This is a genomic window from Streptomyces sp. NPDC002536, from assembly GCF_053594995.1.
Window position 1 is genome coordinate 1 of sequence record NZ_JBSFWU010000048.1, and the last position, 19930, is coordinate 19930.

Below are 19930 nucleotides of genomic sequence, written 5' to 3' on the forward strand. Positions count from 1 at the left end.
GACAAGGACAAGGGCAAGGGCGGGGACAAGAAGTAACCCGGTACCGGGCGTCCCGGGGGTTTCGCCCCCGGGCCCCGGTTGCGGGAAGGGGCGGGTCAGGGGCAGAGAAAACCACCGTCAGTCCTCCCTCACCGCGCCCGCCGAACTCCGCACCTGCCACGGCCAGTCCACCATCCCCGGCACCAGCACCGGCACCTTCAGCGCGACGTCCGCAACAACCTCCCCGTCAGGGCTCGCCCCGCACCGCGGGCTCGCCGTCCACCCCCCCGGCAGATCCGCCCTCGCCTCCGCGGCGCAGTCGCGCCCCACCGCCCCCGCCCGCGCCCCCCGGTCCGCCGCATGCCCCGCAAGGGAATACGCGTAGCCGACCAGCACGCACTGCCACACCACCGCCAGCGCCACCAGGATCAGCGGCAGCAGGCCCGCGAACTCCACGGCGAGCTGGCCCCGGTCGCCGCCCCCGCGCCGCCGGAAGCGGTTCAGCGGCGGGGTCGCCGGCACCGGCAGCAGCTGGTCCGGCCCCGTACCGCCGCCGCTCCCCAGGGCGCGGCGTGCAGGCCGTCGCGCATGCGACACCGGTGCCGCCAGGCCCAGTTCACCCGCCAGCGCCCACAGCGCCTGCCGCACCCCGGACCTCGGGTCGAGGTCCTGCATCCGGCCCGAGTCCACGACGCCCCGCAGTTCGCGGAAGGCGGCGGGGACGGTCGTCCGTGCCGTGGCCGTGCCCGTCGTGCGGGCCACCAGCGGCGGCTGGATCTCCGCGTGCCGCGCATAGCGGTTGACCACCGTCGTCGTCTCCTCCGCCTTCCGGATCTGCAGCCGCTCCCACAGCCGCACCATCCGCTTGGCGGCCCGCACGGACACCACGTCCGGCGTGGTGACCAGCAGCGCCAGGTCCGCCGTCTCGATCACCGCGGCACCCGCCGCGGTGATCTGCGTGCCGCAGTCCACGACGACGACCTCGTACCGGCTGCGCAGCGCCGCCGCGATCTGCCGTGCCGCGTGGTCGCCGACCTCCTCGCCGCGCTCCCCCTCCGCGGGGGCGAGCAGCAGGCCCAGCCCGGTGGGGTGGGGGAAGACCGCGTCCTGCAGGACCTGCGGCGAGATGTCGGCGATGCCCGCCAAGTCGGCGACGGAGCGGCGGAATTGGACGTCGAGGTACGAGGCGACGTCGCCGGACTGCAGGTCCAGGTCGGCCAGGGCCACGCTGCGCCCGGCGGCGCACGCGGCGAGGGCGAGCTGGACGGCGGTCACGGTCGTCCCGACGCCGCCCTTGGACCCGACGACGGCGACGAGCCGCCCGCCGGCGGAGCCGCCGCCCGCGGAGTACGCGGGCGGGCTGCCGCCCAGGTGCTGCCGCACCCCGGTCGCCCAGTGCGCGGCGGCCTGTACCCGCGCCCCCAGTTCGTCGTACGTCGGCGGCAGCGCGGCCAGGCCCCGCGCCCCGCAGTCCATGGCGGCCGCGTACAGCGCCGGTCCGGCGTCGGCCGCGACCAGGACGACGCCCGTGGCGGGGAAGCGGAGGGCGATCTCGCGGACGAGTTCGAGGGCGGGCACGGGTCCGATGCGCTCGTGGACGAGGACGACCTCGGGCAGTTCCCGCACCGAGGCCGCCGCCAGCGCGGCGAGCGTGTCCAGCAGGCGCGTCGAGTCGGCGGCGGTGTGCAGCGGTTCCACGCCGGGCAGTTGTCCGAGCAGTCCGCAGACGGACCGCGCGGTCTCCGGGTCGCCGATGGCGGGGAGGATTCGGATCGTCACCGTGGCCCTGCCTCTACTTGTCGCCGTCGAGGGTGTAGGTGCGGTCGCCGCTGCCGACGCCGTCGTCGCCGCCGGGCGCGACGAGGGCGAGGCGGACGTGGGAGGCGAACGACTCGGCGTAGGCGACGCGTTGTGCGTCCTTGGTGTCGAGCGCGAAGGTGATCGGCACGGCGTCGCCGGCCCGGCGGACCGTCGCCCCGCCGCCGCTGTCGCGGTCCCGGTCGAGGGGGGTGAGCTTGCCGACGTCCATGACCCGGGCGCCGCTGACGATGACCTTGGATACGGGCTTGGCGCCCTGCCCCTGGTCCTTGCCGTCGAAGGTGGCGTAGATGTTGACCCGCGCCCCGGGGTTGATCTTCCCGGCGACGCCCGTCGCCGCATCGATCATGATGGCGATCTCCTGCTGCCCCGGGCTCAGCGCGGGCCGCGCCACGATCATGTCGCTCTGCAGCAGCGAGCCGCGCCGCAGGGGTGTGACGGCGATCTTCCCGTTGACGTCGTCGAGGTCGGTGACGGCCGTGACCGGCAGCCAGCGCCGCGGCATCGAGATCCGCTCGAACTCGCCGCCGTCGAGCGTCCGGTAGGCGGGGACGTCGGACTTCAGCCGGTAGGCGGTGACCTCCGGGCCCACCTTGGAGTCGGCGTCGTGGACGACGACGAACACCCCGGCGAAGGCGCCCGCTGCGCAGAGGACCGACAGGAGCAGCAGGACGATCCCGCGGCGCTGGCGTGAATTCATGGGGACGGCGAACCTCGTTCAGCTCGTTCAGCGGCTGTTCGGAGCGGCGGCGACGACGGCGGTACGGGCACGGGCGGACGGTGGCGGCCCGATGGCGGGGGTGCTCCCGGCGCGCGCGAGGGGCGCGTTGCAGAACCCGCAGCGGTCGCCGATGAGTTCGCGCCCGCACCAGTGGCACTCCTCCCGCCGCACGGAGGAGACGAGCTGGTAGAGCACCGAGGGGTCGGGAATCGCAGCGGCGAACTCCACGGCCCGCTGCGTACCCCACCAGCGCCGGGACTCCGCGGGCAGCGGATGGATCTCCTGCACGCCGCGCACCTTCCAGGCGGGCGCAAGGGTGCCGGTGACCCAGTCCCCCTCCCGGCACGGCCTGCTGCGGGCGACGGTCAGGGAGGTGACGAAGCCCGGCCCCTCGGGCACGGCCGCCCGCCCGGCGGCGCCGCCGGTGCGCAGCAGCGCCGGTACGGGGTGGACGAGCGCACAGAACCGGGTGCCGGGCAGCAGGGCGGCGAGGTGGCTGCCGAGCCCGACGTCCACCCGGTCGAGGCGGGCGATGCCGCCGGTGCCCGCGAGCTCGGCGCCCGTGTGGATGTAGTGGGCGAGCAGCCGGACGGCGGAGGCGAGCACTCCGGGGCTCAGGTCGGAGGCCGACAACTGCCGTAACTGCCGGGCCAGTACAGCGACGGCGAGCGGCGGCAGGGCGACGGGCAGAAGCGCGACGCGGTCGCTCTCCAGCAGCGCGCGCACGGCGTGCAGCCGCCGCACGTGGGCGGCGTCCAGCGAGTCCGGGTAGGGCACGACGAGATGGCCGCACTGCTCCAGCAGCGCACCCGCCTCGGCGACGGCCGCCTCCAACGGCTGTGCCTGCGGCGGCTGGAGGACGGCAGCGGTGGGAGCGGGGCCGTCCGGCGCGGGCAGCACCAGGTCGGAACCGGTGACCGCTATCGCAATCGGCACGTCTGCTTCCCCGTTCACTCCGGCCGCGGGGGCTTGTGGTGCTGTGGTGCCTCCGCACTTTATCCGTGTTGGGAGCGGCTGAGAACCGTTCCCCGAAACCCTTGACGAACGGATTGGACTAGACCATCCTCACGCGCTAACGGTGGCCACCGTTCCTGCACATCCCTACCCCCCGATACCCCCCATAACCGCTCCAACTCCCTTCCCACCGGAGGCAGTAGTGCGCGTCATAACCAGACACGGAAGCAGCAACAGAAGAGGAGGCCGTCGCTCCGCCGGCCTCCTCGCCGCCCTGACCCTGGGCACCGCAGGCCTGAGCGCCGCCGGCACTGCGGCCCACGCGGACGGCACCAACCTCGTCAAGAACCCGGGCTTCGAGTCGGGGATGGACGGCTGGTCCTGTACCGGCGGCAGCGGAACCACCACCTCCGCCCCCGTGCACAGCGGCTCGGCCGCCCTCAAGGCCACGCCCGCCGGCTCCGACGACGCCCAGTGCTCGCAGACCGTGAGCGTCCGGCCCAACTCCTCGTACACGCTGGGCGCCTGGGTCCAGGGCTCGTACGTCTACCTCGGCGCGAGCGGCACCGGCACCACGGACGTCTCGACCTGGACCCCGAGCGCGAGCAGCTGGCAACAGCTGACCACGAGCTTCACCACGGGCCCGAACACGACGACCGTCACCGTCTACACCCACGGCTGGTACGGCCAACCGCCCTACTTCGCCGACGACATCACCCTCACCGGCCCCGGCGGCGGCGACCCCGGCGACCCGGTGCCGGACGCCCCCGGCGGGCTGACGGCCGGGACGGTGACCTCGTCGTCCGTGGCCCTGTCCTGGAACCCGGCGGCCCGCGCCACCGGCTACAACGTCTACCAGGGCGGCACCAAGGTCCGGTCGGCGACCGGCACTTCGGCCGTGGTGACCGGCCTGACGCCCTCCACCGCGTACACCTTCCAGGTCAGCGCGACCAACGCGACGGGCGAGTCGGCGAAGTCCGCGCAGGTCTCGGCCACGACCTCAGCGAGCAGCGGCGGCAACCCGGGCAACGTCCCGAAGCACGCGGTCACCGGGTACTGGCAGAACTTCGACAACGGCGCCACCGTCCAGAAGATCAGCGACGTACAGGACCAGTACGACATCATCGCCGTCGCCTTCGCGGACGCCACCACCACACCCGGCGCCGTCGACTTCACCCTCGACCCCGCCCTGAAGTACAGCGACGCACAGTTCAAGGCGGACATCGCCGCCAAGCAGGCGGCAGGCAAGTCCGTGATCCTCTCCGTCGGCGGGGAGAAGGGCTCGGTGTCGATCAACGACTCGGCCTCCGCGGAAAACTTCGCCGGCAGCGCCTACGCCCTCATGCAGAAGTACGGCTTCAACGGCGTGGACATCGACCTGGAGAACGGCCTCAACCCCACGTACATGAGTCAGGCGCTGCGCTCCCTGTCGGCAAAGGCGGGCGGCAAGCTGGTCATCACCATGGCGCCGCAGACGATCGACATGCAGTCGACGTCCTCCGCCTACTTCCAGACCGCGCTCAACATCAAGGACATCCTGACCGTCGTCAACACGCAGTTCTACAACAGCGGTTCCATGAACGGCTGCGACGGACAGGTCTACGCACAGGGCTCGGTCGACTTCCTCACCGCCCTGGCCTGCACCCAGCTGGAAGGCGGCCTCGCACCGTCCCAGGTCGGCCTGGGCGTGCCGGCCTCGCCGCGCAGCGCGGGCAGCGGCTACGTGGACCCGTCGGTGGTCAACGCGGCACTGGACTGCCTGACGAAGGGGACGGGCTGCGGCACGTTCAAGCCGCCGCACACCTATCCCGACCTGCGCGGGGCCATGACGTGGTCGACCAACTGGGACGCCGCGGCGGGCAACGCCTGGTCCAACGGGGTCGGGCCGCACGTCCACGGCCTGTCCTGACCGGGTCCCGACATGCTCAGCCCCCGGCGCTCCGCACCGCTTCTTGAGCTCCAGTCGTCGCCGGCTGCCCAGTCTTCGATGCGTGCCCTTCCGGGGGCCTAGCCAGTGTGCCGAGATGGGGGTCACTCGGATCGATGAACGTCTTCACCGATTGGTGCGGCTCTCACCGGTTGTCTGGTGTAAGTGCCAGTTTCCTCCTTATTTGTCCGGAGTCAAGGGGCGGGAAGGAAATGGTCCGCCCCGCACACCGACGGTGAGCGGGGCGGACGGATGGTGAACGGACGCTACGCGTGGTGCGCGGCGGAACGCACCGCGTCGTCACCCTCTTCGGTCCCCGGCTGCGGCAGCGTGCAGCCCGGCAGCGAGAGGTCCAGCTTGTTGCCGGTGCCGAAGCACTTGGTGATCCCGTAGGTCTCCTCGGCGTAGTTCGTGCCCTGGTGCACGGTGACGTTGCCGTTCTCGTCGACCTCGCACGGGTTGTTCAGCGTGCACTGCTCACCGTTCTCGTTCCCGGTGTTGTTGATCGCGACCACCTTGCCGGTGGACGAGTCGATCACCGGGGAGCCGGAGGTGCCCCCTATGACGTTGCACGTGGACGTGTAGCGCAGCGAGTCCTTCCAGACGTAGCCGGCCTCGTGCAGCTCGTGCACGAAACCGTCCACGTTGCAGGAGTAGATCTTCTTCCAGTACCCGGAGACGACGTTGATCGCGGTGCCGGCGACGGGGTGGTCGGGCGACAGGCTCAGCGCGTCGATCCCGTACTGCTGCTTGATCTGCGCGTAGGTCGTGTTCAGCTCGTAGAACGTCACGTCGGTGTCGGTCATCGTCGAGTACGCGACCTTCGTCGCCTGCAGCGTGGCGACCTTGCCCGCGGACGAGTTCAGCAGGCTGAACGTGCGGGACGACGGCTGGTCGGTGATGACGGTGCCGGGGTCCGGCATCCCCGTCTCCAGGCAGTGGCCGTTGGTCATGACGAGGGCGGGGTCGTTGTCCGCCGAACTCGGCATCCGGACCACCGATCCGGAACAGTTGCTCAGCGCGACGGTGCCGGCGAAGTCGACGGCTTTCGCCTGAGCGGAGGCGGTGCCGGCGCCGAGGCCGACGACGGTCGACCCGGCGACGAGCACAGTGGTCAGTGCGCCAACGAGAGGTCGTCTCATGGGGGGTGGTTCCTCTCCGGTCCGAACTGCAGCACGTTTTGACGTGTGCATTGTTGGGGCCGTTGAGGCCGAGGGGCAATGAACCGGTCACAAGTGTCGGTGAACTTGGCCGGTTTCACTGCCATCAGTGGACGGCACGGTGATGCCTTCCCATCTCCTCGATGCACCACCGGACGGCGGCATGATTCCCGTCGCGGGATGCCTCGTGGTAGGCCGCACGGATGCGGCGGCACTCCGCACAGGGCACGGGACGGCGCTGGAGCGACGACTTCGGGGGAACGGGGGCGTCGGGCGACGGCATGGGGGTACCTCGTACGTGGGTTCAACTGATGGGTGTGCCACCAGGGTTGCGGCCGGTCCGTACGCTCCGGAAGGGGGTTTGTGTCCCGACCGGGACCTTGGGAGAGACGAGGGGGCCGCTGCGCATGGCACGACGAGGACGTGAGCTGAAGCCGGACCGGTCACCCCGGCACGCGTTCGGGGCGGAACTGCGGCGCCACCGCGAACGGGCGGGGATGAGCCTGGAGAAACTGGCAGAGGTCGTCCGCTACAGCCGCAGCCACCTGGCGCGGATCGAGATCGCGGAGCACATGCCGCCGCCGGGGCTGGCGGAGCGGCTGGATGCGTTGTTCGGGACGGACGGGGTGTTCAAGCTGCTGTATGCGCTGGCGTTGCGGTCTTCGCATCCGGACAAGTACGAGCGGCGACGGGAGCTGGAGGACCGGGCCCGGGTGATTCGGCATTACGCAGGGTGCTTCGTGCCGAGCTTCCTCCAGACACAGGACTACGCCCGCACCGTCTTCCGTCTCAACGACCCCAGGAGGACAGAGGAAAAGATCGAAGAATGGGTCGCATCACGCATGGCCCGTAAAGCCCTTCTGCAGGCCGACCCGCCTCCGGACGTCTCCTATATTGTGGACGAGGCCGTCCTGCGACGAGCGATCGGCGGACCTGAGATCTGGAGGGCGCAACTTTGCGCTCTGATCTCGAACGTGGACACCCCGACCAGCATGCTCCAGGTCATCCCCTTCGCCCACGGCGGACATGGCCTCATCGGTGGCCACTTGTCGCTCTTCACGTTGGGCGACGGCACTGTGGTTGCCTGTGAAGAGAGCATCAATGCAGTCGAGTTGCTCGAAGACCCGGAGAGCGTCGACCGGTACCACAGGGCCTACGACCACCTCAGGTCCTACGCCTTGTCGCCGGGCGAGACAGCAACATTCATCGAATCCGTTCTGAAGGAATTTCCCTCATGAGCACCACATGGATCAAATCCAGTTACAGCGGCAGCGGCGCAGACCCCAACTCCTGCCTCGAATGGGCCCCGTCCCCCCGAATACCCACCGCCCCCGTCCCCATAAGGGACAGCAAAACCGCCCCGCACGGGGCGACCCTCCTCGTACCGGCCGCCGCCTGGCAAGCGTTCATCGCCGCACTCGGCGGCGATGAACTGCTGTCGTTCTAGAGCGGCGGGACCGGCAGCGGGAGCGGCAACGGAGCCGGCGGCAACGGCGGCAACGGCGTGGTCGAGGGAATCGGATTGATTGCGGTCATGTTTCACACTCCCTGCAAGGTCGCGTGCGAGCGCGTACCCCTTCCACGCTACGCAGGTCGCCCCAGGGCGCAAACGAGGGCAGAGTTGCGTACATGATCCGCAAACATGTCACCGTCTCCGGCCTGGTCCAGGGCGTGTTCTACCGGGACACCTGTCGCAGCGAAGCCCAGACGCACGGCGTGGCCGGGTGGGTGCGCAACCTGTCCGACGGGACCGTGGAGGCCGTCTTCGAAGGGCCCGCCGAGGCCGTGGAGCACATGGTGCGGTGGGCGCACCGCGGTCCCACCCGCGCCGATGTGCAACGGGTCGAGGTGAGCGAGGAACCCCCGCAGGACTTGACCGGATTCGAGGTCCGCCCCACAACGGGCTAGCCCGGCCGCCCTATCCTCCTTCACGTCCCCAGAGACGTTCAGGAGGCGCAGCGTGATCAGAAAACTCGCAGTGCTCGTCTCAGCCCTCGGGCTGATCCTCGCGCCATTAGCCGGCTCGGCCCCGGCGCAGGCAGCCGAGGCTCCACCGGTCTTCACCGACGGCTACGGCCTCACCCAGGTCGGTGCCACGACCGGTACCGCCACCGACTTCGTCATCTCGGTGACCACGCCCCAAGTGGCCGGCGAGCAGCACATCAGAATCATGCTGCCGAGCGACTACAACGCCGATCCGGCCAAGCGCTACCCGGTGCTGTACTTCCTGCACGGCTCGCCGGACAAGCCGGAGAACCAGGGCTTCCCAGCTCTGATCAACGCCAAGTCGATGATCACGGTTGTCCCGGACGGCGGGAGGCGGGGCTGGTACGCCAACTGGCGTGACCAGGACACCGCTGCCGGTGCGCAGAACTGGGAGACCTTCCATATCAACCAGGTCATCCCCTTCATCGACGCCAACCTCCGCACGATCGCGACCAAGAAGGGACGGGCCGTCGCGGGCATCTCGATGGGCGGGTTCGGTGCCTTCCACTACGCCCAGGCCCACCCCGAACTCTTCAGCCAGACCGCCTCGTTCTCCGGTGACATCGACATGTCCGTGGACTCCATGGACCTGCGCCTGGCCGTCGTCGCCTCGCTGACCAACGGCCTCGGTGCGTTCTGCAGCAACGTCATCGGCGACTGCAACAGCAAGTTCGGCCCGACCGTGTCGAGCGACGCCCTCTTCGGCTCGCCCTACCCCGTGTTCAACGCCGACTGGATGTGGAACAACGTCGACCCCTCCCGCCACATGGACAGGTTGAAGGGCAAGGACGTCGGCGTCTCGATCTACGTCGGCAACGGCAACGGCAACCCCGTCGAACCGGAGTTCTGGCTCGAAGGAGCGTCCAAGCACGTCAAGGACAACATGGACGCCCTCGGCATGCCCTCCTACTACGTGGACTACGGCAACGGCGCCAACTGGGCTCCGAACTGCAACGGCGGCCACAACGGCTACTGCTGGGCACGGTCCCTGGAGGACTACGTCCCGCGCCTGGAGCATGCCTTCGCCTCCGCCGCCTGAACCAAGCACGGCGGCCCGGTCATCCGGGCCGCCGCTCGCTCAGGCGGTCCTGCAGCCGAGCGTGCCGGAACTGGTGGACGGCACCGGCCTGGCGCAGCACCCCGCGGCAGTGAGCGTCTTCCAGGAAGGCGCACACCGACCAGGGCAGTCGCCCTGCCAGCGGCAGGGCGATCCGCCCCAGGACCACCCAGCGCCCCCAGGCTGTCAGGCTCAGTCCGTAGCCGAGCGCGACCTCCAGCCCGCTGATGATGCCGTTGAGAAGCCCGGGCACGAGTCCTTCCCCGAACCCGACCCCCCGCGCCAGCCCGTACACGCTTCCGAACACGATCCCGGCCACCGACAACTGGACGAGCACGGTTCTGCAGTTGGTGGCCAAGAGTTCGGAGGGGCTGACGGACGACCTGATATCGACGGGAACCTCGAGCCCGGCCATGGCCCCGTAAACGACTCCGAACGCGAGCCCGGCCCCGATCCCGATCGCGAGCCAGAGCAGGAGGAAAGGCCCTACGAGCACCAGCCCCCCGAAGAACTTGAACCAGAACACCCCCGCGACCCCCTGCGCGAGCCCGAACAAGACCCCGAAGACGAGTCCGATCCCGAGCCCGCTCACCAGCCTGGGGGCGAAGTCCTCACGCATCCTTCCCATTCCGCCCCGGATCTGTACCTGCATACGGGACGGCTTGAGCACCGCGCCGCCGAACCTGAACTTGGTGGCGAGCCACGGCACGAATCCGTGCACGAGCCCGAAGACCAGCGTCATCGCCGTCCCGTTCACCAGCGCGTCCACGAGCACTTGCGCGGGACCCTCCTCAATGCCGAGGCCCCCGACCGCGAGCGCCGACGCGAGCCCGATCGTCAGCCCGACCACCAGCATGCGCGAGAAGTAGCCCATGGTGGTGCCCAGTTGCCACCAGGCGAGGTCGCGGGTGCCGAGCTGCTCCAGGTGCCGGGCTAGGTAGCCGAACCAGTGAAGGACTCGTTCACGGCGTTCAGGGGGCTGGTCTCCGTAGACCGTGGGGATGAAGTTGTCCAGGAGGTGGTCCTCAAGAGCCTGGGGCGTACCGAACCGGTCGGCGTCCAGCAGGTCGGCCGGGGTCCGGTCCGGGGTGTCGCTGTAGCTGGTGCGGGCGAGCGTGACCATCAGCGGAGTCCTCAGCACCGTCGCAAGCCGTTCGCTCGCCGGGTTCTCGGGATGGTCGCGCAGCTGCCCCAGGACGGGATCCCACGCAGTCACCCCCGCGCTTGCCTTGCGCGTCGTACGCGGCAGGTAGTCCTCCAGATCGGCCAGGGACAGATCGCTCAACTCGACGGCCGCGGCCGAGGTCAGGACGTCCGTCCCCGTCACGGCGGCCGCGTACTCGGTGCGTCGGCTGGTCAACAGCAGTGGCATGGCAGTGGTGTTGAGGGCTTCCAGCGCGGGCCTGTGCAACCCGTCGGCGATCTCGTCGAACCCGTCCAGGACGGGCAGGATCCGGTCGTTGTCGACCAACGCGCCGGCCAGTGACGACGGGCCGGGACCGGCGGCTGCCGCCAGACCGGGATGGTCCCGCTCCAGCCGGGCGGCCAGCCACTCCCCCAGCGGGCGAACCGGATTCCACGACCCGAGGCTGAAGATCACCGGCACGACGGTGACCGACGTGCCGGGAGGCCCCAGCAGATCCAGGGCGAACCGCACGGTCAGGATGGACTTCCCCGACCCCGCCCGGCCCAGCACCACCAGCCGCCCGGACGGCACCCGCCGGTAGACGTCCACGATCTCGTCGAGCCGACCGGCCAGGGACACCGGGCGGGGAACGTCGTGCCCCGCCGGGCAACGGCACACGTTGGACCAGTGGTCCGTCAACTCGTCCGGCGCCGCCTGCCACCGCACCGGCAACGGGATCGGATCCTGCACCCTCCACCGCTGCTCCTCGCTCCGCCACTGCTTGCGGAGCGAGTCGGCGAGCCGTCCCGCAGCATCGTCCAGCGTGGCCTGGAGAGTTGACGGCGGGACGCCGACCGTCACGGTCCCGGCCTGGACCACCATCCCGTACACCGTGGTCCCGTCCAGCGTGTTGTACGTGGGGCCCCCGCGCGGGGAGCGGCTGCGTACAACGTATCTGGGCAGGATCTTCATACGGCTTCCCAGCTATCGGCAGTGCCGTGCGGTGTTGCAGTGACTGGCCGGACCTGGTCCAGATGGTGAGGCGATGCGTTCCATTTTGTCAACACGCCCTTGTCATAGGCGAGTCAGCGCTTCCGGTGACAGAAACCATGAATTCGAGGCGTGCGAATTCATGGTTTCTGTCACCGGAAGCACCCGTTCCGTCACACCACCACGCTCAGCACCCCCGCCGCCCCGAACCCCGCCACCGACAGCACCGACTCCAGCACCGTCCACGACACCAACGTGTCCCGCTCCGGGATGTCGAAGTACTTGGCCACCATCCAGAAGCCCCCGTCGTTCACGTGCGAGGCGAAGACCGAGCCCGCCGAGATCGCCACGATCACCAAGGCCGCCTGCGCCTGCGAGGGATGGGCCGCCTCCAGCACCGGGGCCACGATGCCCGCCGTCGTCACGATGGCCACCGTCGCCGAGCCCTGCGCCACCCGCAGCGCGGCCGACAGCAGCCACGCCAGCACCAGCACCGGCAGGCCCGCGGTGTCGCACAGATCCGCCACCGCCTGGGCCACGCCGCCCGCTTTCAGCACCGCGCCGAAGATCCCGCCCGCGCCCACGACCAGCAGGATGTTGCCGACGGGCTTGAGCGAGGCCGTCGACAGGGCCTCCAGCGACGCGCGCGACCAGCCGCGCCGGATGCCCAGCAGCCAGTAGGCGAGGAACAGCGCAATCGTCAGCGCCATGAAGGGGTGGCCGAAGAACTCCAGCACCGAGCGGGCCGTGCCGGGGGCCAGGGTCACCGAGGAGAACGTCGCGAGGAGGATGAGGAGCAGCGGGGTGCCTATCACCGTCAACAGCGTTGACAGCGGTACTGGTTGTTCCTGTGGTGGGGATTCCTCCGACGGCGCTTCCTCCGGTATCGGGACGTGCACGCGGCGCGCTATCCACGCCGCGTACGCCCATGCCGCCAGCACTGCCGGTATGCCGGTCAGAGCGCCCATCAGGATCACCCAGCCCAGGTCCACGTGCAGCAGGCCCGCCGCCGCGACCGGGCCGGGGTGGGGCGGGAGGAAGGCGTGGGTCATGGACAGGCCGGCCAGCATCGGCAGTGCGTAGCGCAGGATCGATCCGCCTCCGCGCCTGGCCGTGGCGTACACCACCGGGGCCAGGACGAAGATGCCCACGTCGAAGAAGACCGGGATGCCGAACAGCAACCCGGTCAGGCCCATGGCGAGCGGTGCGCGCCGCTCACCGAACAAGGCCAGCAGGCGCCCGGCCAGCGCCCGGGCGCCGCCCGAGGCCTCCAGGACCGAGCCCAGCATGGTGCCGAGTCCGATGATGACGGCGACGTGGCCGAGCGTGCCGCCCATGCCCGCTTCGAGCAGCGGGACGGCGTCCGACTTCTGGACGGTGCCGAAGAGTTGGGTGACGGTCAGGCCTGACGCGAGCCCCACCGCGATCGAGACGACGAGCAGGGCCACGAACGGCTGGAGTCTGACCCTGATGATCAGGAAGAGGAGCAGTGCGACGCCCAGCGCGGCTATCGCGAGCAGCACGGCACGCCTCAGCCCAGGACGGCGAGGGCGTCGATCTCGATGAGCAGGCCCTTGGGCAGGCCGACGTAGACGGTCGTGCGTGCGGCGGGCGGGCCCTGGAGGGAGGCGAAGTGGTCGTCGTAGATCGCGTTCATCTCGGCGAAGTGGGCGGTGTCGGTGAGGTAGACGCGCAGCATCACCACGTCCTCCCAGCTCGCGCCGCCCGCCTCCAGGACGGCCTGGACGTTGGCGAGTGTCTGGAGGGTCTGTTCGCGGAGGGTGGGGCCTGCGACGACGGGGGGCTCGCCGTTCTTGGTGGGCAGGAAGCCGACCTGGCCGGCCACCTGGAGGATGTTGCCCTTGCGCACGCCGTGCGAGAACTTGGCGGGCGGGGTGGCGTGGCCGGTCGGGGTCACGGCGATCTTGACGGTCATCGGTTCACCTTCATATGAGGGTTCATACGGGGGTTCATACGGGGGTTCGTCCTGAGTGGTCCGCGCTGATCGCTTCCGCAGTGCGGCGCACCAGCGGGAGCAGGGCGAGGAGTTCGTCGGCGGTGACGACGACATTAGGTGCGGATATCGAACAGGCCGCGACGACGCGCCCGTCCACGCCGTGGACGGGGGCGCCGATGCAGTTGATGGACTCCTCGTGGCCGCCGAAGTCGGTGGCCCAGCCCTGTTCGCGAACGACGGCCAGCTCCCTGAGGAAGGCGGCGGCGTTCGGGGTCGAACGGGGCGTGTAGGCGGGGTAGTCGAGGCGTTCGGCGACGGCCCGTCGCTCGGGCTCGGGCAGGCCGGCCAGCAGCAGTTTGGCGACGGCGGCGACGGTGATGGCGACGGGCTTGCCGATGCGGGAGTACATCCGCACCGGGTAGCGGCTCTCGATCTTGTCGATGTAGACGACCTCGCCCTCCTCGTGGACCGCCAGGTGGACGGTGTGGCCGCACAGTTCGTTGAGTGCGACGAGGTGCGGGTGGGCGGTCTCGCGGATGTCCAGACCCTCGGCGGCCTGCTGGGCGAGCGCGAACAGGCGGGCGCCGAGCCGGTAGCGCTGGTCCTGCTGCCGGTGGACCATGCCGTGGGCGTGCAGGGTGCGCAGCAGGCGCAGTGCGGTCGACTTGTGGACGCCGAGCCGCTGCGCGACCTGCTCCAGGTTGGCGGGGCCCTCGGCGAGCAGGGGCAGGATGGTGAGGGCGCGGTCGACGGTCTGGCTCATGCGGTGCTTTCCATGTCGCGGTTGGTGTCGCGGTCTATGCGGAGGGCGTTCCAGGCGGTGTCGTCCAGCGCGGCGAGCCGGTCGGCCTGTTCACGGGCCGGGGGTTCGCCGAGGTCGCCGGGGACGGTGAGGGCGGCGGCGGCCGTGAGGTGGCCGTGGCGCAGCCGTGCGGGGAGCGGGAGTCCGCGCAGGGTGGCGGAGAGGAACCCGGCGGCGAAGGCGTCGCCGGCGCCCACGGGGGCGACGACGTCGACGGCGGGGGCGGGGACGGTGAGGGCCTCACCGTCCCGCGCGAAGGCCGTTGCCCCCTGTGCCCCGTGCTTGACGACCAGGAGGCCGGGTTCCGGGAGGGCGGACCGGATGGCGGCGGCGCCGCGCAGGCCCCACGCCGCCTCGGCCTCGTCCTCGCCGACGAAGACGAGGTCGCAGCGGCGGGCGAGGTCGGCGAGGAGGGTGGGGCGACTGTGTTGCCAGAGGCTCGCGCGGTAGTTGACGTCGAAGGAGAGCAGTGGGCGGCCGGGGGCGGGGGCCGTCAGGTGGCGGAGCAGGTCGCGGCAGTCGGCGGAGAGGGCCGCGGTGATGCCGGTGAGGTGCAGGATGCGGCCGGACCAGGCGGCTTCGCGCGGTACGAGCGCGGGGGACATCGCGGAGGCGGCGGATCCGGCGCGGTAGTAGGCGACTTCGGAGAGGGAGCGGTCGACGGGCAGGGTGGTGGCGCGCTCCCCCGCCGTGCGGAAGTAGATGCCGGTGGGGCGGTCCGGGTCGCGCTGGACGGCGGAGACGTCGACCCCGTGGGCGGCGATAGCGTCCACCAGGTGCGTGCCGAAGCCGTCCGTGCCGACACGTCCGATCCAGCGGGTGCGGTGCCCGCAACGGGCGAGTGCGCAGGCCACGTTGGACTCGGCGCCGCCGATGCCGCGTTCGAAGGCGGGGACGTCCGCGAGGGGGCCGGGGCGCACGGGCCGGAAGGCGACGAGGGATTCACCGAGGCAGACGACGTCGTACACGACGTCGGTTGTGGCTCCGCTCATGGCCCCTCCCACCGGTCCGTCACGTTTCCGTGAGCACCGTTGACCCGGCGCTCGCGGGGATGTTAGACAGCGGCGAGCGCTACACGCAACGGATGTTGCACATGTTGCAACGCCACTCGTACTGCATGCTGCACGCTGCACAGGAGGCCTCATGTCCGACGCCGTCGCCCGGCTGGCTCTGGAACGCGTCGACCACCGCTTCAAGGGACTTCCGCCGGACGCGGAGGGCCGCACGGTGGGCGACCTGGCGGCCGAACGTCGCTCGCTGTTCACCGGCGGGTTCACCACGCCCGTACTCGCCCTCTCCGCCGAGGCGCTCGACCACAACCTGCGCGTCATGGAACGCTGGTCCGCCGAGCACGGCCTGGCCTTCGCCCCGCACGGCAAGACGTCGATGGCACCGCAGCTCTTCGAGCGCCAGATCGCGCACGGCGCGTGGGGCATCACGGCCGCCACGATCTCCCAGGTGCGCGTCTACCGGGCCTTCGGGATCCGACGGATCTTCCTCGCCAACGAGGTCGTGGACGCGGCGGCGCTGCGCTGGCTCGCGGGCGAGCTGACCGCCGACCCGGACTTCCGGCTGGTCCTGTACGTCGACTCGCTGCGCGGCGTCGAGCTGATGGACGCGGCGCTGCGCACCGGCGAATTCGCCCGCCCGCTCGACGTCGTCGTCGAACTCGGCGTGCAGGGCGGCCGTACGGGCGCCCGTACGGAGGTGGAGTGCAAGGTCGTCGCGGACGCGGTCGCGGCCACGGACACCCTGCGGCTGGTGGGCGTCGCCTGCTACGAGGCCGAGGTCCCGGACGCGAACGCCGAGCGCGTCGGCGCCTGGCTGCGCCGGCTCGTCGCCCTGGCGGCCGCCTTCGACAAGGCGGGCCGCTTCGCGGGCGTCGAGGAGATCGTCGTCAGCGCGGGCGGCAGCGCGTGGTTCGACGCGGTGGGCGAGGCCTTCGCGGAACTGCCGGCCCTGTCGGCACCGGTGCTGAAGCTGCTGCGGTCGGGGGCGTACATCACGCATGACGACGGGCAGTACCGCAAGAAGACGCCGTTCAACCGGCTTACGGGCGAGGGTGAGTTGCAGGCGGCATTCCGGCTGTGGACGCAGGTCGTCTCCCGCCCGGAGCCGGGCAAGGCGTTCCTCAACGCCGGCAAGCGGGATGCGCCGTACGACCTCGGCCTGCCGGAGGTCCAGGTCGTCCGCTCGGCACGGACCGGGGCGGTACGGCCCGCGGAAGGAATGACGATCACTGCCCTGGCGGACCAACACGCCTTCGTCGCCCTTGAGCAGGGCACGGACCTGGAGGTCGGCGACTGGGTGGGCCTCGGGCTGTCGCACCCGTGCACGACGTTCGACAAGTGGCAGTTGATCCCCGTGGTGGAGGAGAACGGCACGGTGACGGATTTCGTGCGGACGTTCTTCTGAGGGCCGCGCCAGCCGTGCCCCGTAGCCGTGCCCCGTAAGGGGCGCGGGGAACTGCGCGAGCAACCACCACCGGCCCGCACCCGAGAGGCAACGCATGGACACAGTCCTCCGCAACGCCCGCGTCATCGACGGCACGGGCGGCCCGTCGTACCGGGCCGATGTGGCCATCCGCGATGGCCACATCGCGGCAATCGCCCGCGAGGGCAAAGACCCCCGCCCGTCAGGGCGCCGCACCATAGACGCCACAGGCCTAGCGCTAGCGCCCGGCTTCATCGACATGCACGCCCACAGCGACCTGGCCCTCCTCACCGACCCCTCCCACGAGGCGAAGGCCGCACAAGGCGTCACCCTCGAAGTCGTCGGCCAGGACGGCCTGTCCTACGCCCCCGTGGACGACCGCACCCTCGCCCAGGTCCGCGCCCAGATCGCCGGCTGGAACGGCACGGGCGAGGACGCCGACTTCACCTGGCGCACGGTCGGCGAGTACCTCGACCGCCTGGACGCCGGTATCGCGGTCAACGCCGCGTACCTCGTCCCGCAGGGCACCGTCCGGATGCTGGTCGTCGGCTGGGAGGACCGGCCGGCCACCGCGGACGAGACCGCCCGCATGCAGGCGCTCGTCGCCGAGGGCCTCGAACAGGGCGCCGTGGGCCTGTCGTCCGGGCTCACGTACACCCCGGGCATGTACGCCACCGATGCCGAACTGACCGCGCTGTGCCGGGTGGTGGCCCGGTACGGCGGCTACTACTGCCCCCATCACCGTTCGTACGGCGCGGGCGCCCTCGCCGCGTACGCCGAGATGATCGACGTCACCCGCACCGCCGGGTGCGCCCTGCATCTGGCGCACGCCACACTCAACTTCGAGGTGAACAAGGGGCGTGCCGCGGAGCTGCTGGCGCTGCTCGACGCGGCCCTCGCCGAGGGCGCGGACATTTCGCTGGACACGTACCCGTACACCCCGGGCTGCACGACGCTCGCCGCCATGCTGCCGAGCTGGGCGGGCGAGGGCGGGCCGGAGGCCGTGCTGGCGCGGCTGGCGGACGACGGGACCGCGGCCCGGATCCGGCACGCGATGGAGGTGGAGGGCGCGGACGGCTGTCACGGTGTGCCGATCGACTGGGAGACGATCGAGATCTCCGGCGTGGCCCGCCCGCACCTCGCCGGTCACGTCGGGAAGAGCGTCGCCGCGTCCGCGCGTGAGCGCGGTGAGGAGCCGTGGACGACGGCCCGTCGGCTGCTCCGCGAGGACCGGCTGGGGACGGCGATCCTGCAGCACGTCGGTCACGAGGAGAACGTCCGGGCGATCATGCGGCACCGGGTCCACACGGGCGGCAGCGACGGCATTCTGCACGGCGCCAAGCCGCATCCGCGCGCCTACGGAACGTTCCCGCACTACCTCGGCCGGTATGCGCGCGAGCTGGGTGTGCTCTCTCTGGAGGAGAGCGTGGCGCATCTCACGTCCCGTCCTGCGGCCCGTCTGAGGCTGCCCGACCGGGGTCTCGTACGGGAGGGACACCGCGCCGACCTCGTGCTCTTCGATCCGGAAACCGTAGCCGCCGGCTCCACTTTCGAAGCCCCGAGGGCGCTTCCGACCGGCATTCCTTTTGTCCTCATCGACGGTCGCTTTGTGATGAAAGACGGGCGCCGGACGGACGTCCTCGCGGGCCGCTCGGTGCGGCGCACCCCGGCGGGCTGATCCGCGCCCGGAGTGCGCCCGGTGGGGGCCGGAAGTGGGGTCGTAATGCCCGAGCGCCGGGCGGGCGGCGCCCTTAAGGTGGCCGTCATGCAGGTGATCCAGTCAACGAAGCTCGCCAATGTCTGCTACGAAATCCGTGGCCCGGTGCTCGAGGAGGCCATGCGGCTGGAGGCGGCAGGGGAGCGCATCCTCAAGCTGAACACCGGCAATCCGGCGATCTTCGGGTTCGAGTGCCCGCCGGAGATCCTCGAGGACATGCTGCGCAACGTCGGCGACGCCCACGGCTACGGCGACGCCAAGGGGCTGCTCTCCGCGCGGCGCGCGGTCGTCCAGCACTACGAGACCAAGGGCATCGAGCTCTCCGTCGAGGACGTCTACCTCGGCAACGGCGTCTCCGAGCTGATCCAGATGTCGATGCAGGCGCTGCTCGACGACGGCGACGAGGTCCTCGTGCCGGCCCCGGACTACCCGCTGTGGACGGCCTCGGTCTCCCTCGCGGGCGGCACGGCCGTGCACTACCGCTGCGACGAGCAGTCGGACTGGATGCCGGATCTGGCGGACATCGAGCGCAAGGTCACCGACCGCACCAAGGCGCTCGTCATCATCAACCCCAACAACCCCACGGGTGCGGTCTACGACGACGAGATGCTGCGCGGCCTGACGGAGATCGCCCGCCGCCACAACCTGATCGTCTGCTCCGACGAGATCTACGACAAGATCCTCTACGACGGCGCCACCCACACCCCGACCGCCGCCCTCGCCCCCGATCTGCTGACCCTCACCTTCAACGGCCTGTCCAAGGCCTACCGGGTGGCCGGCTACCGCAGCGGCTGGATGGCGGTCTGCGGCCCGAAGGCGCACGCCGAAAGCTATATCGAGGGCCTGACGATCCTCGCCAACATGCGGCTGTGCGCCAACATGCCGGCCCAGCACGCGGTGGCCACGGCCCTCGGCGGCCGGCAGTCGATCAACGACCTGGTGCTGCCGGGCGGCCGGCTGCTGGAGCAGCGCGACGTGGCGTACGAGCTGCTGACGCAGATCCCGGGCGTCAGCTGCGTCAAGCCCAGGGGTGCGCTGTACGCGTTCCCGCGGCTGGACCCCAAGGTCTACAAGATCAAGGACGACCGGCAGATGGTGCTGGACCTGCTCCGCGCCGAGAAGATCATGGTCGTCCACGGCACGGGCTTCAACTGGCCGGAGCCGGACCACTTCCGCCTGGTCACGCTGCCCAGCGCGAAGGATCTGGCGGACGCGGTGACGCGGATCGGGAACTTCCTGGACGGGTACTCGCAGGCCTGACCTGTTTGATCTCGACACAACTTTAGACGCCGTCTAAGTTAGG

General features: G+C 70.5%; 16 protein-coding genes and 1 pseudogene. 8 read left to right on the forward strand and 9 right to left on the reverse strand.

Going from position 1 to position 19930, the window contains the following annotated elements; translation table 11 throughout:
- Positions 1–117: 117 nt before the first annotated feature.
- Genes ACWD4B_RS18855 through ACWD4B_RS18865 form a run of 3 tightly spaced genes read right to left on the reverse strand, consistent with a single transcriptional unit; the run spans position 118 to position 3454 of the window.
- Positions 118–1758 carry an AAA family ATPase gene (locus tag ACWD4B_RS18855; RefSeq protein ID WP_451421780.1) on the reverse strand — a complete coding sequence of 547 codons (1641 nt, stop codon included), beginning with the start codon at positions 1756–1758 and terminating at the stop codon, positions 118–120.
- 13 nt (positions 1759–1771) lie between these two features.
- Positions 1772–2497 carry a Flp pilus assembly protein CpaB gene (gene cpaB, locus ACWD4B_RS18860; RefSeq protein WP_451421781.1) on the reverse strand — a complete coding sequence of 242 codons (726 nt, stop codon included), beginning with the start codon at positions 2495–2497 and terminating at the stop codon, positions 1772–1774.
- A 27-nt stretch (positions 2498–2524) separates the two neighbouring features.
- Positions 2525–3454: a hypothetical protein gene (locus ACWD4B_RS18865; RefSeq protein ID WP_451421782.1), complete on the reverse strand. Its 930-nt coding sequence runs from the start codon at positions 3452–3454 to the stop codon at positions 2525–2527.
- A gap of 229 nt (positions 3455–3683) precedes the next feature.
- On the opposite strand from ACWD4B_RS18865, the gene ACWD4B_RS18870 reads away from it, so the two are divergent.
- Positions 3684–5381, forward strand: coding sequence for a chitinase (locus ACWD4B_RS18870; protein WP_451421829.1), 1698 nt, complete (start codon positions 3684–3686; stop codon positions 5379–5381).
- Positions 5382–5665: 284 nt separating this feature from the next.
- Here ACWD4B_RS18870 and ACWD4B_RS18875 read toward each other — a convergent pair whose 3' ends face one another.
- Positions 5666–6541 carry a trypsin-like peptidase domain-containing protein gene (locus ACWD4B_RS18875; RefSeq protein WP_451421783.1) on the reverse strand — a complete coding sequence of 292 codons (876 nt, stop codon included), beginning with the start codon at positions 6539–6541 and terminating at the stop codon, positions 5666–5668.
- A 425-nt stretch (positions 6542–6966) separates the two neighbouring features.
- Between ACWD4B_RS18875 and ACWD4B_RS18880 the strand changes: the two genes are divergently transcribed.
- The 4 genes from ACWD4B_RS18880 to ACWD4B_RS18895 all read left to right on the forward strand — a co-directional run bounded on the left by ACWD4B_RS18880 (position 6967) and on the right by ACWD4B_RS18895 (position 9584).
- Positions 6967–7797 carry a helix-turn-helix domain-containing protein gene (locus ACWD4B_RS18880; RefSeq protein ID WP_451421784.1) on the forward strand — a complete coding sequence of 277 codons (831 nt, stop codon included), beginning with the start codon at positions 6967–6969 and terminating at the stop codon, positions 7795–7797.
- Positions 7794–8006, forward strand: a complete 213-nt coding sequence (locus ACWD4B_RS18885; RefSeq protein ID WP_451421785.1) for a DUF397 domain-containing protein — start codon at positions 7794–7796, stop codon at positions 8004–8006. Before ACWD4B_RS18880 ends, ACWD4B_RS18885 begins: the two co-directional genes overlap by 4 nt.
- Positions 8007–8188: 182 nt before the next feature.
- Positions 8189–8467: an acylphosphatase gene (locus ACWD4B_RS18890; protein WP_451421786.1), complete on the forward strand. Its 279-nt coding sequence runs from the start codon at positions 8189–8191 to the stop codon at positions 8465–8467.
- Between the two features lie 52 nt (positions 8468–8519).
- Entirely contained in the window at positions 8520–9584 is a 1065-nt protein-coding gene (locus ACWD4B_RS18895; RefSeq protein WP_451421787.1) for an alpha/beta hydrolase, read from the forward strand.
- A gap of 19 nt (positions 9585–9603) precedes the next feature.
- Here ACWD4B_RS18895 and ACWD4B_RS18900 read toward each other — a convergent pair whose 3' ends face one another.
- The 5 genes and pseudogenes from ACWD4B_RS18900 to ACWD4B_RS18920 form a co-directional block, all read right to left on the reverse strand.
- Positions 9604–11700, reverse strand: coding sequence for an NACHT domain-containing protein (locus ACWD4B_RS18900; RefSeq protein WP_451421788.1), 2097 nt, complete (start codon positions 11698–11700; stop codon positions 9604–9606).
- 191 nt (positions 11701–11891) lie between these two features.
- A pseudogene (locus tag ACWD4B_RS18905) lies at positions 11892–13244 on the reverse strand (GntP family permease); the annotation flags it as partial.
- A gap of 5 nt (positions 13245–13249) precedes the next feature.
- On the reverse strand, positions 13250–13654 hold the full coding sequence (locus ACWD4B_RS18910; protein WP_451421789.1) for a RidA family protein: 405 nt from the start codon (positions 13652–13654) through the stop codon (positions 13250–13252).
- Between the two features lie 34 nt (positions 13655–13688).
- The gene (locus ACWD4B_RS18915; protein ID WP_451421790.1) at positions 13689–14438 is read right to left on the reverse strand and encodes an IclR family transcriptional regulator; all 750 of its coding nucleotides are present in this window, start codon (positions 14436–14438) and stop codon (positions 13689–13691) included.
- Positions 14435–15469, reverse strand: a complete 1035-nt coding sequence (locus ACWD4B_RS18920; RefSeq protein WP_451421791.1) for a sugar kinase — start codon at positions 15467–15469, stop codon at positions 14435–14437. The genes ACWD4B_RS18915 and ACWD4B_RS18920 overlap by 4 nt, the downstream gene beginning before the upstream one ends.
- A 151-nt stretch (positions 15470–15620) precedes the next feature.
- Between ACWD4B_RS18920 and ACWD4B_RS18925 the strand changes: the two genes are divergently transcribed.
- From ACWD4B_RS18925 to ACWD4B_RS18935, 3 genes are all read left to right on the forward strand, one after another.
- Positions 15621–16892: an amino acid deaminase gene (locus tag ACWD4B_RS18925; RefSeq protein ID WP_451421792.1), complete on the forward strand. Its 1272-nt coding sequence runs from the start codon at positions 15621–15623 to the stop codon at positions 16890–16892.
- A 94-nt stretch (positions 16893–16986) separates the two neighbouring features.
- Positions 16987–18588, forward strand: coding sequence for an N-acyl-D-amino-acid deacylase family protein (locus tag ACWD4B_RS18930; protein ID WP_451421793.1), 1602 nt, complete (start codon positions 16987–16989; stop codon positions 18586–18588).
- 87 nt (positions 18589–18675) lie between these two features.
- A complete protein-coding gene (locus tag ACWD4B_RS18935; protein WP_451421794.1) occupies positions 18676–19887 on the forward strand; it encodes a pyridoxal phosphate-dependent aminotransferase in 1212 nt (403 codons plus the stop codon).
- The last annotated feature ends 43 nt before the right edge of the window (positions 19888–19930 follow it).

Coding starts and splice junctions, on each gene's coding strand:
- ACWD4B_RS18930 (WP_451421793.1), top strand. CDS start 16,987: ATGGACACAGTCCTCCGCAACGCCCGCGTCATCGACGGCACGGGCGGC.
- cpaB (WP_451421781.1), bottom strand. CDS start 2,497: ATGAATTCACGCCAGCGCCGCGGGATCGTCCTGCTGCTCCTGTCGGTC.
- ACWD4B_RS18900 (WP_451421788.1), bottom strand. CDS start 11,700: ATGAAGATCCTGCCCAGATACGTTGTACGCAGCCGCTCCCCGCGCGGG.
- ACWD4B_RS18935 (WP_451421794.1), top strand. CDS start 18,676: ATGCAGGTGATCCAGTCAACGAAGCTCGCCAATGTCTGCTACGAAATC.
- ACWD4B_RS18915 (WP_451421790.1), bottom strand. CDS start 14,438: ATGAGCCAGACCGTCGACCGCGCCCTCACCATCCTGCCCCTGCTCGCC.
- ACWD4B_RS18920 (WP_451421791.1), bottom strand. CDS start 15,469: ATGAGCGGAGCCACAACCGACGTCGTGTACGACGTCGTCTGCCTCGGT.
- ACWD4B_RS18885 (WP_451421785.1), top strand. CDS start 7,794: ATGAGCACCACATGGATCAAATCCAGTTACAGCGGCAGCGGCGCAGAC.
- ACWD4B_RS18875 (WP_451421783.1), bottom strand. CDS start 6,541: ATGAGACGACCTCTCGTTGGCGCACTGACCACTGTGCTCGTCGCCGGG.
- ACWD4B_RS18910 (WP_451421789.1), bottom strand. CDS start 13,654: ATGACCGTCAAGATCGCCGTGACCCCGACCGGCCACGCCACCCCGCCC.
- ACWD4B_RS18925 (WP_451421792.1), top strand. CDS start 15,621: ATGTCCGACGCCGTCGCCCGGCTGGCTCTGGAACGCGTCGACCACCGC.
- ACWD4B_RS18890 (WP_451421786.1), top strand. CDS start 8,189: ATGATCCGCAAACATGTCACCGTCTCCGGCCTGGTCCAGGGCGTGTTC.
- ACWD4B_RS18880 (WP_451421784.1), top strand. CDS start 6,967: ATGGCACGACGAGGACGTGAGCTGAAGCCGGACCGGTCACCCCGGCAC.